Raw genomic sequence first — 13,441 nt, forward strand, 5'->3', positions numbered from 1 at the left:
TAGTGGTTTTGTTTAATAAAACTCAGTTGTACCTAATAAAACAAAGAACATACCCTGCGAGGACACAATGACAGAACATTTACGTAACGGTGCTACCGCCACCGAGGACATAGAAAGAGAGACGATGCGGAAGGTGATCTGGCGTATTCTCCCGTTTCTGATTGTCAGTTACCTGGTCTCCATTATCGATCGCGGGAATATCGGCATGGCTTCGCTGCAGATGAATGAGGACCTTGGCCTCAGCAAAGCTGCATTTGGCTTCGCCAGCAGTCTTTATTTCGTGGCCTATTTTCTGTTTGAAGTACCCAGCAACCTGGCCATGCAGAAAGTCGGCGCCCGTCTGTGGATCCCGCGCATTATGATCAGTTGGGGCATCGTCTCCATGTGTATGTCCCTGGTGCAGAACACCACGTCGCTCTATATCGTCCGTTTTCTTCTCGGTGCTGCAGAGGCGGGTTTCTTTCCGGGCGTCGTGCTGTATCTGACCTGGTGGATCCCGTCCCGCTACCGCGCACGCATTATTGCGTCCTTTATGGTCGCCATCCCGCTCGCTAACTTCATTGGCTCCCCGCTTTCCGGGTTGATACTGTCACTGGATGGCTGGCTGGGTCTTCGCGGCTGGCATCTGCTGTTCATTATTGAAGGCTTGCCGGCGGTGCTGCTGGGTATTGCAGCCTGGTTTATTCTCCGGGATCGCCCTCATCAGGCGAGCTGGCTTAGCAGTGAACAGAAACAATGGCTGGAAACCACGCTGGAAACCGAGCGCAACCAGCAAAAGAATATCGGACACCAGACCACCTGGCAGTTGCTAAAGCATCGCCAAATCTGGCTGATGGCGCTGATTTACGCGGGTGCATCGTCCGCGGGTACCACCATCAGCGTCTGGTCTCCTCAACTGCTGAAATCCTTCCATCTCGATAATCTTGAGACAGGTCTGCTTAACGCCATTCCTTACGGTCTGGCATCTGTTCTCATGATTGTATGGGGACGGAATTCCGATCGTACCAACGAACGCCGCTGGCATACCGCACTCACGCTATTCATAATTGCCGCCGGCGTGTTCGCCGCCTTTGTGAGCGTTTCGCTGTCTGCCACGATCGTTATCCTCAGCATTATGCTGATAGGCGCCTATTCAATGAAAGGGCCTTTCTGGGCGCTGGCGTCCGGTTGGATGAGCAGTACCTCAGCGGCGGCGGGACTGGCCGCGATTGGTGCCATCGCAAACCTGATAGGCGGGGCGGTGATGGTAAACGCGTACGGCATTATCAATGAGCGGACGGGCAGCTACACGCTGGCGATGCTTCCGCTGGCCGCGCTGTGCGTGGCCGGGGGGATAGCGGTGCTCATTATGGGCCGACAGGCCCGCAACGCTCAGCTACACGAAAAACAGGTCACGCATTAGCGTTGACAGAAGCGGGACAACTGTCCCGCTTCTGCATTTAAAGATGTTCTTCCGCCGTATCGCTCGTTTCCCCAAAAAACTGCTGACAGAAGAGCTTACTGGCTCCCATTTTCTGCGACAGACGGCTTGCTGCCGCCTTCATCAACTGACCTATCTCCTTCTCACGACGATCTTCCGTCAGCCGTGAGATGGGGCCGGTCAGGGCTAACGCCGCAACCAGCTTGTCGTGAACGCCGAAGACAGGCATCGCAAACGCAGCGGTGTGGGGATCACGTGCCCCTGACGTGTAGAAAGGGAGTTCAGCGTCTCCCTCCGGCAGGCTCTCATTGAGCCCCCAATGGCGTAATATCTTACTGATGGCCGAATTATCGAGCGGAAACTGGCTACCGGGAAGATTGCTGTGTCGCAGGCCATGCGACGCTTCAGCGCGAAACAGGCAAAGCCGCTGCCCTCCCTCCAGCACATACCAGCTGGCACTCTCCTGAGACGCCAGGGATAAGGCCTGAAGCTCTGGCTGAACCACTCGGGAAAGATGGAAAGATTGTTCATACAGCTTGCCGAGGTAAAGCAGACGTGGGCCCAGCGCATAATTGCCGTCTTCATGCCTGACGACGTAATTCATCCGTTCAAGAGAATTCATCAAGCGGTAAACTGTGGTTTTGTGATAACCCGATAGCTGTGCCAGCGCGGTCAGCGTCAGGCTCTCATCTCCAGGACGGAAGCAATCCAGTAAAGCCAGCGCTTTTTCAACCGCTACAACGCCTTCATTCCCCATCATTATCTCCTTGTTAGCCCGGCAGTGAGTGTACCTCAAATTTTGTGAGTCACTTCGTGTTTACATCACAAACGCCATCTTGGGTCTGGCTAAAAGGAAAGCAACACCGCTATAGTTGTTTTGCACTGTACACCTGAATTGTACTTAGTAAAACAATATGGAGGCATTCATGTCCGTTACTGAAAAAAAACCGATTAATCGCCAGTTTGATCGCGTTTCTGCCGAGGACGTTCGTCGGGCTGCCGAGTATCAGGCCGCTATTCTGGCCGACGTGGCCGGTCGCCGCGGTACGCTTCATGGCCGCATCAAACCGCTGGCCCCACACATGTCCGTTGCGGGTCCGGCCATCACCGTTGAAGTCCGTCCGGGTGATAATCTGGCGATTCATGCCGCGATGGCGGTGGCGCAGCCCGGCGATGTCCTGATCGTCGATGGCAAAGGCGACCTGAGCTGCGCGCTGCTTGGGGAAATCATGGCCACTCAGGCTCAGGCGAGCGGCATTGCGGGCATTATTATTGACGGCGCTGTACGAGACGCCGATACCTTGAGCAAAGGTCACTACCCTGTCTTTTCTGCCGGTCTGAACCCCTGCGGCCCGACAAAGCTAATTTCTGGTCGGGTTAATCATCCCATTTCAGTCGCCGGGGCGACGGTTCAGGCCGGGGATCTGGTTGTCGCGGATATCGACGGCGTGGTAGTCATCCCGCGCGATGAGGTTCAGGAAGTTATCGCGCTGGCAAAAGGAAAGCTGGAGATGGAGACCCGACGCCTTGCCGCCATCCGTGAAGGCGATTTACGTCCACACTGGCTTGATGACGCGCTTCGTAAGGCAGGTATGTTAGATGACGGGGAGACGCTGTGATGGGGGGCAAAGACGTAGTTCTGGTTACCGGAAGCGACCTGGCGGAGCAGGCCATGGTGATGTTGCAGGGCTTTGAGGTGGTGTTTGCGGGCCGCCAGCCCACAGAAGATGAACTGATCGCGCTGTGTGAACGACACAATCCTGTGGCGATTCTGGTACGTTACGGCAAGATTACCGCGAAAGTCATGGATGCCGCCCCCGCTCTGCAGGTTATTTCCAAGCACGGAAGCGGGATCGATGTGATAGACCAGACGGCAGCGGCCGAGCGCAACATCGCCGTCCGCGCTGCGCCAGGTGCAAACGCGGCGGCAGTGGCTGAACATACCTGGGCGCAGATCCTCGCCTGCGCAAAGTCGGTGATACCTCTGGACAAGCGCCTGCGAGACGGGCACTGGGATAAGGCGACGCATAAATCCATTGAACTGGAGGGCTTAACGTTAGGGCTCATCGGATTGGGTGCTATCGGCTCGCGTGTGGCACATATTGGCCACGCATTCGGCATGAAGGTGCTGGCTTACGATCCCTATGCTAAGTCCATGCCTGCTCTGTGCGAACGCGCAGAAACGCTGAAAGGACTTCTTTCCCGTTCCGATGTCATCTCTTTGCACTGTCCGCTGACCGATGAGAATCGGGGGATGATCAATAGCCAGACGCTCGCACACTGCAAGCGGAACGCAATTCTGGTAAATACGGCACGCGGCGGACTGATCGACGATGAATCGTTACTGGCGGCGCTCAGGGATGGCACGCTGCACAGCGCAGCGCTGGACAGCTTTACCCACGAGCCGCTGACGGCGCCGCACCTCTGGCAGTCCGTAGAAAACGTGGTTATTTCACCGCATATTGGCGGCGTTACCGCAGCGTCATATATCAAGATGGGGACAGTGGCCGCGAGCAATATTCTTGCTGTAACAGACGTAACCACCGTCAGCCCGTAAAGCCATCTGTGACGAGTGGCAGTGCTCTTATGTCACTTGTCTTCTGCCAGCGCCTGAGCACACGCCCAGGCACTTGCCCATGCCCACTGGAAATTGTATCCGCCGAGCCAGCCGGTTACATCCATCACCTCACCAATAAAATAGAGCCCCGGCACGTTGCGCGCTTCCATGGTGCGTGAGGAGAGTTCATGGGTGTCGACCCCGCCAAGCGTCACTTCCGCCGTACGGTAGCCTTCGGTACCGTTGGGCTGCACCCGCCAGGCTGTCAGCGTCTCAACCAGCACCTCCTGTTCGCGGCTGTTAAGCTGCTTGAGCGACACATCGGGGATCTGACCCAGCACCTGCAAACATTCCACCAGACGTTTTGGCAACTGCATGGCCAGCGTGTTTTTCAGGCTTTGATTCGGGTGCGCCGCGCGTTGCTCGTTGAGGAAAGCCTCCAGGTCGCAATCGGGTAGCAGGTTAACCGTGACAAACTCCCCCGGCTGCCAGTAGCTGGAGATTTGCAGTACCGCCGGGCCGGAAAGACCACGGTGGGTAAACAGCAGGTTTTCACGGAAAACCGTACCGTCTTCAGCCGTAATGACCGACGGAACCGAGACGCCAGAAAGCGTCTGGAGCTGTTCCAGCAGGGGCTTATGCAGGGTGAACGGTACCAGCCCCGCACGGGTGGGCAGCACGTTCAGGCCAAACTGTTCGGCAATCTTGTAGCCGAATGGTGAAGCACCGAGCCCCGGCATGGAGAGGCCACCGCTGGCAATCACCAGGTTATCGGCGCTGACGCTTTCCCCGTTTAACTGCAGCGTGTAGCCCTGCTCATCGCGGGACACCTCCAGCACTTCCGTGCGCAGGCGCATCACCACGCGGCCCTTCTCGCACTCGGCCACCAGCATATCGACAATCTGCTGGGCGGAGTCATCACAGAACAGCTGGCCCAGCGTCTTCTCATGCCATGCGATACCGTGCTTACCCACCAGGTCGATAAAGTCCCACTGGGTGTAACGCGCCAGGGCCGATTTGCAAAAATGACGGTTCTGGCTCAGATAAGCTGCAGGTTCGACATAGAGATTTGTAAAGTTGCAGCGCCCGCCACCGGACATCAGAATTTTACGTCCTGGCTTTTTACCGTTATCCAGCAACAGCACGCGACGACCCGCCTGTCCGGCCATCGCCGCACAAAACATACCCGCCGCACCGGCGCCAATTACCACGGCATCAAACCTTTCCACGTCAAAATCCTCTTCGTTAACTGCCGCGGATTGTAAAGTTTCCTCTGTGGTCACACCAGCGCAATTAACCGAGATATCAGTCATATACTTGAAATATAAAATATATTTCTTTACCTAACGCCAACAAAGCCGAAGTTATATCAAAAAAAAGCTATATTTCACTTTGCCCGCCGCGCATTTGTCCTGGATAATGCGCCGCGTTCATGTCCTCAAAATGGCGTAACGTCCTATGCTACATTTGTTTGCTGGCCTGGATTTACATACCGGGCTTTTATTATTGCTTGCTCTGGTTTTTGTACTGTTTTACGAAGCGATCAACGGCTTCCACGACACTGCAAACGCAGTAGCAACGGTTATCTACACTCGCGCAATGCGATCGCAGCTCGCGGTTGTTATGGCGGCGGTATTTAACTTTTTTGGTGTTCTTCTGGGTGGACTGAGCGTTGCATATGCGATCGTGCATATGTTGCCAACGGATCTGCTTCTCAACGTTAGTTCTGGCCATGGCCTCGCTATGGTGTTCTCAATGCTGCTTGCTGCAATTATCTGGAACCTCGGTACCTGGTATTTCGGCCTGCCTGCATCCAGTTCTCACACCCTCATCGGCGCGATTATCGGTATTGGGTTAACGAATGCCCTCATGACCGGTACCTCGGTTGTTGATGCGTTAAACATCCCGAAAGTGCTGGGAATTTTCGCCTCACTGATTGTCTCCCCTATCGTGGGTCTGGTGGTCGCAGGCGGATTGATTTTCATCCTGCGTCGTTACTGGAGCAATACGAAAAAACGCTCCCGTATTCACCTGACGCCGGCAGAGCGTGAGAAGAAAGACGGCAAGAAAAAGCCGCCATTCTGGACGCGGATTGCCCTGATCCTTTCCGCTATCGGCGTTGCCTTCTCTCACGGCGCGAACGACGGTCAGAAAGGCATTGGTCTGGTAATGCTGGTACTGATTGGCGTCGCACCGGCGGGATTCGTGGTCAACATGAACGCCTCCGGTTACGAAATCACCCGTACCCGTGATGCGGTGAACAACGTTGAAATCTATTTCCAGCAACACCCTGAGCTGCTGAAGAAGGCAACCGGCGTTGACCAGTTGATCCCTTCTCCTGAAGCAGGCGCTACCACTGCGCCGGGCGAATTCCACTGCCATCCGGCAAACGCGATTAACGCGCTGGAACGTGCCAAAGGCATGCTGGGTAATATCGAAAGCTACGACAAACTGTCCGTTGAGCAACGTGGTCAACTGCGTCGCATTATGCTGTGCATCTCTGATGTCACGGATAAAGTGGCGAAGCTGCCAGAAGTGAATGCTGACGACCAGCGTCTGCTGAAGAAACTGAAAGGCGATATGCTCAATACTATTGAGTACGCGCCAATCTGGATCATCATGGCTGTCGCACTGGCTCTCGGTATCGGTACGATGATTGGCTGGCGTCGTGTGGCGACCACCATCGGCGAGAAGATCGGTAAGAAAGGCATGACGTATGCGCAGGGTATGTCCGCGCAGATGACGGCGGCGGTTTCAATCGGTCTGGCGAGCTATACCGGTATGCCAGTTTCGACCACCCACGTACTCTCCTCTTCCGTGGCAGGGACCATGATTGTTGACGGCGGCGGTCTGCAACGCAAAACCGTGACCAACATTCTGATGGCCTGGGTATTTACCCTTCCGGCCTCTATCCTGCTGTCGGGTGGGTTGTACTGGATTTCGCTGAAGCTTATCTAATCGGCAGAACGCGATAAAAAAGCGGGTCAGGAAACTGACCCGCTTTTTTTATGCTCAGTGCCAAATCATCAAGGCAATCATGCTGACCACAACCAGACCACACAGGGCGCTGGTTAAAATGAACTGACGGCGAAGACGCTCGCAACGGCGAATAAACTCTTCATCGTGGTGATCGCGATAACGCTGGTAATAGATATACCCTACCAGACGCATCTGCTTGCTGGGCTGTCCGTGCGAGGTGAAGAACCCTCCACCGTCCACATACTGATAAAGCAACGGATCGCAACCACGAAGTACCACTAACAGCGCACGTAACGATGAGAAGTAGCGCGCCATATTCACTATGCAAACCACGCATAACGCCCAAAACAATGCGACGGTGCTAATCATACATCCTCCCCGGCGTACGCCCACGAAGCAAGGCCTCTGAGCTACCGCACTCCAGTGCCCTGACAGACAGTTCAGTGAAAGAATGAACAAAAGTCGATCCGGTTCGCGTTTTAATATCCGAACGGCTCATTAAATAGTGTAGGAGATCCGTTAATTTTTTTGCCACAAGGTTAATCGTTATCAACACCAAAGCTTGAAAAATATGTTTTACTGGGCCGTAATGAAAGCATCAGACGACGGCTTTTCCATTTAGTCATCGATAACTTAAGGAAGGAGTAACACTATGGCTTACAAACACATTCTCATCGCGGTAGACCTCTCTCCGGAGAGTAAAGTGCTGGTTGATAAAGCGGTATCCATGGCACGCCCTTACAACGCGAAAGTTTCTCTTATCCACGTTGATGTGAATTACTCCGACCTCTATACCGGTCTGATTGACGTCAATCTCGGTGATATGCAGAAACGCATCTCTGAAGAGACACACCACGCCCTGAGCGAACTGTCCACCAACGCGGGCTACCCTATCACCGAAACCTTAAGCGGCAGCGGCGATCTGGGTCAGGTGCTGGTTGATGCGATTAAGAAATACGATATGGATCTGGTCGTTTGTGGTCACCACCAGGACTTCTGGAGCAAGCTGATGTCTTCCGCGCGTCAGCTGATTAACACCGTTCATGTGGATATGCTGATTGTTCCACTGCGTGACGAAGAAGACGAGTAAGTCTGCTTTCCCTCTCCCAAAGGGAGAGGGAACCGTTCGAGCCTCTTTCCAGCGCGGGTTGGGGTGACAGCATCAAACTGCACACCCTAACCTTCCTGTTCCGGCGTCCCCGAATAAATATCAAACCGGTGCCCTTTGGTAACCACCGCATTGGCCGTGGCCACGTCCGCCAGCGGCGGCGCATAGTCCGGGCGTTTCACCACCACGCGCTTCGTGGCTAGCTGACGAGCAGGCGCCAGCAAACCATCCGCGTCTAAATCCGGCCCGACCAGCGACTGGAACACCCGCATCTCTTTCTTCACCAGCGCGCTTTTCTGCTTATGCGGGAACATCGGGTCGAGATAGACCACCTGCGGACGCGGAGTGATATCGGTCAGCGCCGTCAGGCTGGAGGCGTGAATCAACTGCAAGCGCGCCTGCAGCCACGGCCCAATCTCCGGGTCGGCATAGCCACGCGTCAGCCCGTCGTCGAGCAGCGCGGCCACGACCGGATTGCGCTCCAGCATCCGCACGTGACACCCTACCGAGGCCAGGACAAACGCATCACGCCCTAAACCCGCCGTGGCATCCACCACGTCCGGAAGATAGCTTCCTTTGACGCCAACCGCTTTGGCAACCGCTTCACCGCGACCGCCGCCGAACTTGCGCCGGTGCGCCATGGCGCCCCCCACAAAATCGACAAATATCCCGCCGAGCCTGGGTTCGTCACGCTTACGTAATTCCAGATGCGCCGGCGTCATCACCAGCGCCATCAGGTTTTCATCATCATGCTCCAGCCCCCAGCGGGCGGCCAGAACAGATAAGGCGCCGTCTCCGGCGCCTGTTTCATCGACTAAACAGATCTTCACGTAACGGTTAGCCTTTAATTCCGTAGTGCTCAAGCATCGCATCCAGCTGCGGCTCGCGGCCACGGAAGCGTTTGAACAGCACCATTGGCTCTTCAGAACCGCCGCGCGTCAGGATGTTATCAAGGAACGACTGGCCGGTTTCACGGTTGAAAATGCCCTCTTCTTCAAAGCGAGAGAACGCATCCGCCGCCAGCACGTCGGCCCACAGGTAGCTGTAATAGCCTGCCGCATAGCCGCCCGCGAAGATATGGCTGAACGCGTGCGGGAAGCGGCCCCAGGTTGGGCCAGGAATAACGGCGACCTGCTTTTTGATCTCGGCCAGCGTCTCGAGGATTTTCGCCCCCTGCTCCGGACTAAACTCGGCGTGCAGACGGAAGTCGAACAGGCCGAACTCCAGCTGGCGCAGGATAAACATCGCCGCCTGGTAGTTTTTCGCCGCCAGCATTTTATCCAGCAGTTCTTTCGGCAGCGGCTCGCCGGTTTCGTAATGGCCGGAGATAAACGCCAGCGCGTCCGGCTCCCAGCACCAGTTTTCCATAAACTGGCTTGGCAGTTCGACCGCATCCCATGGCACACCGCTGATACCGGCAACGCCTGCGGTTTCGATACGGGTCAGCATATGGTGCAGGCCGTGGCCGAACTCGTGGAACAGGGTGATCACTTCGTCATGGGTAAACAGCGCAGGTTTGCCATTCACCGGACGGTTGAAGTTACAGGTCAGGTACGCCACCGGCTTCTGCAGGGAGCCGTCCGCTTTACGCATCTGCCCGACGCAATCATCCATCCATGCACCGCCGCGTTTGTTCTCGCGAGCGTACAGATCCAGGTAGAAGCTCCCGCGCAACTCGTTCTTCTCGTCATACAGTTCGAAGAAGCGCACGTCCGGATGCCAGACGTCGATGTCGGTACGTTCTTTGGCGGTGATCCCGTAAATGCGTTTAACCACTTCAAACAGGCCGTTAACGGCTTTATTTTCCGGGAAGTAAGGGCGCAGCTGCTCATCGCTGATGCTGTAAAGGTGCTGTTTCTGTTTTTCGCTGTACCAGGCGATATCCCACGGCTGCAGCTCGTCGACACCGTATTCCGCTTTCGCGAAGGCGCGCAGCTGCGCCAGCTCTTTCTCGCCCTGCGGACGCGCACGTTTCGCCAGGTCAGTCAGGAAATCGAGGACCTGCTGTGGATTTTCCGCCATTTTGGTGGCGAGGGATTTGGAAGCGTAGCTCTCAAAGCCCAGCAGCTGTGCCAGCTCGTGACGCAGCGCGAGGATTTCAGCCATCACCGGGCTGTTATCCCACTTACCGGCATTCGGGCCCTGATCGGAGGCGCGGGTGCTGTACGCACGGTACATCTCTTCGCGCAGCGCCTGATTGTCGCAGTAGGTCATGACCGGCAGGTAGCTCGGGATGTCCAGGGTTAAGAGGAAGCCTTCCTGCTCTTTCGCTTCGGCCTGCGCTTTCGCCGCCGCCAGCGCGCTTTCCGGCATACCGGCCAGCTCGGCTTCGTCGGTAATCAGCTTCGTCCAGCCCATGGTCGCGTCCAGCACGTTGTTGCTGTACTGGTTGCCCAGCTCAGACAGACGGGCCGCAATTTCACCGTAACGGGTCTGTTTCTCTTTCGGCAAACCAATGCCGGAGAGTTCGAAATCACGCAGAGCGTTATCGACCGATTTTTTCTGCGCGGTATTGAGTTCGGCATAGTGGTCGCCATCGCGCAGGTCGCGATAGGCTTTGTACAGCCCCTCGTGTTGACCAACCCAGGTGCTGTACTCAGAGAGCAACGGCAGGGTTTGTTCATACGCTTCACGGAGTTCCGGGCTGTTTTTCACTGAATTCAGATGGCTTACCGGGGAGAAGAGGCGTCCCAGCACGTCATCCACTTCGGCCAGCGGCTGACACAGATTTTCCCAGGTGTACGGCGCGCCCTGCGCCACCACGCTTTCTACCGCCGCACGGCAGTTGTCCAGCGCCTGTGTTACGGCTGGAACCACATGCTCAGGGAGGATTTTAGAAAACGGTGGCAACGAAAAAGGCGTCAGTAATGGATTGGTCATAAACGCTGTCCTGTTGAATAAGATGAATGAAGCGCGCATCCGGCGCTGTGCATATGCGATCTAGAATGGGGATAAGTGTAGAGGATTTCAATGCCAGACGTTGCGCTTTCGCGGCAGGATAAACTTTTCTGTATACTGTGGCGATACGCTCTATTTTTGCCCGATGGCGCTACGCTTATCAGGCCTACGTTTACTACCTGGAACACAATCATTCATGCTCAGTTATCGCCACAGCTTTCACGCAGGCAACCATGCCGACGTCCTTAAACACACCGTTCAGAGCCTGATCATTGAATCACTCAAAGAGAAAGATAAACCGTTTCTCTATCTGGACACCCACGCGGGCGCGGGACGTTATCAGCTGAGCGGCGAACATGCCGAACGCACCGGGGAATACCTGGAAGGGATCGCCCGCATCTGGCAGCAGGACGACCTGCCGGCAGAGCTGGAGCCCTACATTGGTGTGGTGAATCATTTTAACCGCAACGGCCAGCTGCGCTACTACCCTGGCTCGCCGTTGATTGCCCGCCAGCTGCTGCGCGAGCAGGACAGCCTTCAGCTGACCGAGCTGCACCCAAGCGACTTCCCGCTGCTGCGTTCTGAATTCCAGAAAGACAGCCGCGCCCGTGTGGAAAAGGCGGATGGCTACCAGCAGCTGAAGGCCAAACTGCCGCCGGTATCCCGTCGCGGTCTGGTGCTGATCGACCCGCCTTATGAGATCAAAACCGATTATCAGGCGGTAGTGAGCGGTATTAACGACGGCTACAAACGCTTTGCGACGGGCACCTATGCCCTGTGGTATCCGGTGGTGCTGCGTGCGCAAATTAAACGCATGATCAAAGACCTGGAAGCGACCGGTATCCGCAAAATTCTGCAAATTGAACTGGCCGTGCGCCCGGACAGCGATCAGCGCGGCATGACCGCTTCCGGCATGATTGTGATCAACCCGCCATGGAAGCTCGAAGCGCAGATGAACAACGTGCTGCCGTGGCTGCATAAGACGCTGGTGCCGGCCGGAACGGGCCATGCCACCGTCAGTTGGATCGTGCCGGAGTAATCGCAGTCATCGGTGGAAACTATTGATTTCAGGTATACAATCGCGGCAATTCACGATTAAGGATAAAAGCTATGACTAAGCATTATGACTACATCGCAATCGGCGGCGGCAGCGGCGGCATCGCCTCCATCAACCGCGCGGCCATGTATGGCCAGAAATGTGCGCTGATCGAAGCCAAAGCGCTAGGCGGCACCTGCGTCAACGTGGGTTGTGTACCGAAGAAAGTGATGTGGCATGCGGCCCAAATCCGTGAAGCAATCCATATGTATGGCCCGGATTACGGCTTTGACACCACCATCAATAACTTTGACTGGAACAAGCTGATCGCCAGCCGTACAGCCTATATCGACCGTATTCATACCTCGTACGACAATGTGCTGGGCAAGAACAACGTCGATGTTATTCATGGTTTTGCGCGCTTTGTTGACGCGAAGACGATCGACGTTAACGGTGAGACGATCACTGCCGATCACATCCTGATCGCGACCGGCGGGCGTCCGAGCCACCCGGATATTCCCGGTGTGGAATACGGTATCGACTCCGACGGTTTCTTCGAGCTGCCTGCTCTGCCAGAACGTGTTGCCGTGGTGGGCGCGGGATACATCGCCGTAGAACTGGCCGGTGTGATTAATGGCCTGGGCGCAGAAACGCACCTGTTCGTGCGTAAACACGCGCCGCTGCGTAACTTTGACCCGCTGATCGTCGATACGCTGGTCGAAGTGATGAATACCGAAGGCCCAACGCTGCACACCCACGCCGTGCCAAAAGCGGTCGTGAAAAATGCAGACGGTAGCCTGACGCTTGAGCTGGAAGATGGCCGTAGCCAGACCGTGGATTGCCTGATCTGGGCGATTGGTCGTGAACCGGCTAACGACAACTTCAACCTGGCGGCGACGGGCGTTAAAACCGATGAGAAAGGGTATATCGTTGTCGATAAATTCCAGAACACCAGCGTTCCGGGCATTTACGCGGTGGGCGATAACACCGGTGCGGTCGAACTGACGCCGGTTGCGGTTGCCGCGGGCCGTCGCCTCTCTGAGCGTCTGTTTAACAACAAACCGGAAGAGCATCTGGACTACAGTAACATTCCGACCGTGGTCTTCAGCCACCCGCCAATCGGCACAGTGGGCTTAACAGAACCTCAGGCGCGCGAGCAGTATGGCGACGACCAGGTGAAAGTGTATAAATCCGCGTTCACCGCGATGTATACCGCCGTCACCTCTCACCGTCAGCCATGCCGCATGAAGCTGGTCTGCGTGGGTCCGGAAGAGAAGATTGTCGGTATCCACGGCATTGGCTTTGGCATGGACGAGATCCTGCAGGGCTTCGCCGTGGCGCTGAAAATGGGTGCCACCAAGAAAGACTTCGATAACACCGTTGCGATCCACCCGACAGCGGCCGAAGAATTTGTCACCATGCGTTAAGCAAAATGCCCCTCTG

Annotated in this window: 12 protein-coding genes; 7 read left to right on the top strand and 5 right to left on the bottom strand. The window is 55.8% G+C overall.

Translation table 11 applies throughout. The annotated features are described in order from the left end of the window. Window positions 1–67: 67 nt before the first annotated feature. A complete protein-coding gene (locus QLG09_RS03700) occupies window positions 68–1,402 on the top strand; it encodes an MFS transporter (protein ID WP_014172063.1) in 1,335 nt (444 codons plus the stop codon). 37 nt (window positions 1,403–1,439) lie between these two features. Here the strand turns inward: QLG09_RS03700 and QLG09_RS03705 are convergent, their stop codons facing one another. Beyond that, window positions 1,440–2,177, bottom strand: a complete 738-nt coding sequence (locus QLG09_RS03705; protein ID WP_044858534.1) for an IclR family transcriptional regulator — start codon at window positions 2,175–2,177, stop codon at window positions 1,440–1,442. 169 nt (window positions 2,178–2,346) lie between these two features. On the opposite strand from QLG09_RS03705, the gene QLG09_RS03710 reads away from it, so the two are divergent. Continuing rightward, window positions 2,347–3,039 carry a diguanylate cyclase gene (locus QLG09_RS03710; protein ID WP_025202818.1) on the top strand — a complete coding sequence of 231 codons (693 nt, stop codon included), beginning with the start codon at window positions 2,347–2,349 and terminating at the stop codon, window positions 3,037–3,039. Beyond that, window positions 3,039–3,977: an NAD(P)-dependent oxidoreductase gene (locus QLG09_RS03715; RefSeq protein ID WP_282488737.1), complete on the top strand. Its 939-nt coding sequence runs from the start codon at window positions 3,039–3,041 to the stop codon at window positions 3,975–3,977. The genes QLG09_RS03710 and QLG09_RS03715 overlap by 1 nt, the downstream gene beginning before the upstream one ends. Before the next feature lie 32 nt (window positions 3,978–4,009). Here the strand turns inward: QLG09_RS03715 and QLG09_RS03720 are convergent, their stop codons facing one another. Further along, on the bottom strand, window positions 4,010–5,206 hold the full coding sequence (locus tag QLG09_RS03720) for an NAD(P)/FAD-dependent oxidoreductase (protein ID WP_126488472.1): 1,197 nt from the start codon (window positions 5,204–5,206) through the stop codon (window positions 4,010–4,012). Window positions 5,207–5,435: 229 nt separating this feature from the next. On the opposite strand from QLG09_RS03720, the gene pitA reads away from it, so the two are divergent. Beyond that, window positions 5,436–6,935 (top strand): inorganic phosphate transporter PitA, encoded by a 1,500-nt coding sequence (gene pitA, locus QLG09_RS03725; RefSeq protein WP_014172068.1) that lies wholly within the window; start codon window positions 5,436–5,438, stop codon window positions 6,933–6,935. A 54-nt stretch (window positions 6,936–6,989) separates the two neighbouring features. Here the strand turns inward: pitA and uspB are convergent, their stop codons facing one another. Further along, window positions 6,990–7,325, bottom strand: a complete 336-nt coding sequence (gene uspB / locus QLG09_RS03730; RefSeq protein ID WP_003861224.1) for a universal stress protein UspB — start codon at window positions 7,323–7,325, stop codon at window positions 6,990–6,992. Window positions 7,326–7,608: 283 nt separating this feature from the next. Between uspB and uspA the strand changes: the two genes are divergently transcribed. Beyond that, window positions 7,609–8,046, top strand: a complete 438-nt coding sequence (gene uspA / locus QLG09_RS03735) for a universal stress protein UspA (RefSeq protein WP_003861223.1) — start codon at window positions 7,609–7,611, stop codon at window positions 8,044–8,046. 86 nt (window positions 8,047–8,132) lie between these two features. Here uspA and rsmJ read toward each other — a convergent pair whose 3' ends face one another. Beyond that, on the bottom strand, window positions 8,133–8,894 hold the full coding sequence (rsmJ, locus tag QLG09_RS03740) for a 16S rRNA (guanine(1516)-N(2))-methyltransferase RsmJ (RefSeq protein WP_025202814.1): 762 nt from the start codon (window positions 8,892–8,894) through the stop codon (window positions 8,133–8,135). Between the two features lie 7 nt (window positions 8,895–8,901). Next, window positions 8,902–10,944, bottom strand: a complete 2,043-nt coding sequence (gene prlC, locus QLG09_RS03745; protein WP_050737714.1) for an oligopeptidase A — start codon at window positions 10,942–10,944, stop codon at window positions 8,902–8,904. A gap of 214 nt (window positions 10,945–11,158) precedes the next feature. Between prlC and QLG09_RS03750 the strand changes: the two genes are divergently transcribed. Both QLG09_RS03750 and gorA read left to right on the top strand, forming a co-directional pair. Next, window positions 11,159–12,001, top strand: coding sequence for a 23S rRNA (adenine(2030)-N(6))-methyltransferase RlmJ (locus tag QLG09_RS03750; protein ID WP_020884500.1), 843 nt, complete (start codon window positions 11,159–11,161; stop codon window positions 11,999–12,001). Between the two features lie 71 nt (window positions 12,002–12,072). Beyond that, window positions 12,073–13,425, top strand: a complete 1,353-nt coding sequence (gene gorA / locus QLG09_RS03755) for a glutathione-disulfide reductase (protein ID WP_014172073.1) — start codon at window positions 12,073–12,075, stop codon at window positions 13,423–13,425. The last annotated feature ends 16 nt before the right edge of the window (window positions 13,426–13,441 follow it).

This window comes from Enterobacter sp. V89_11 (genome assembly GCF_029967775.1).
GTDB lineage: Bacteria > Pseudomonadota > Gammaproteobacteria > Enterobacterales > Enterobacteriaceae > Enterobacter > Enterobacter ludwigii.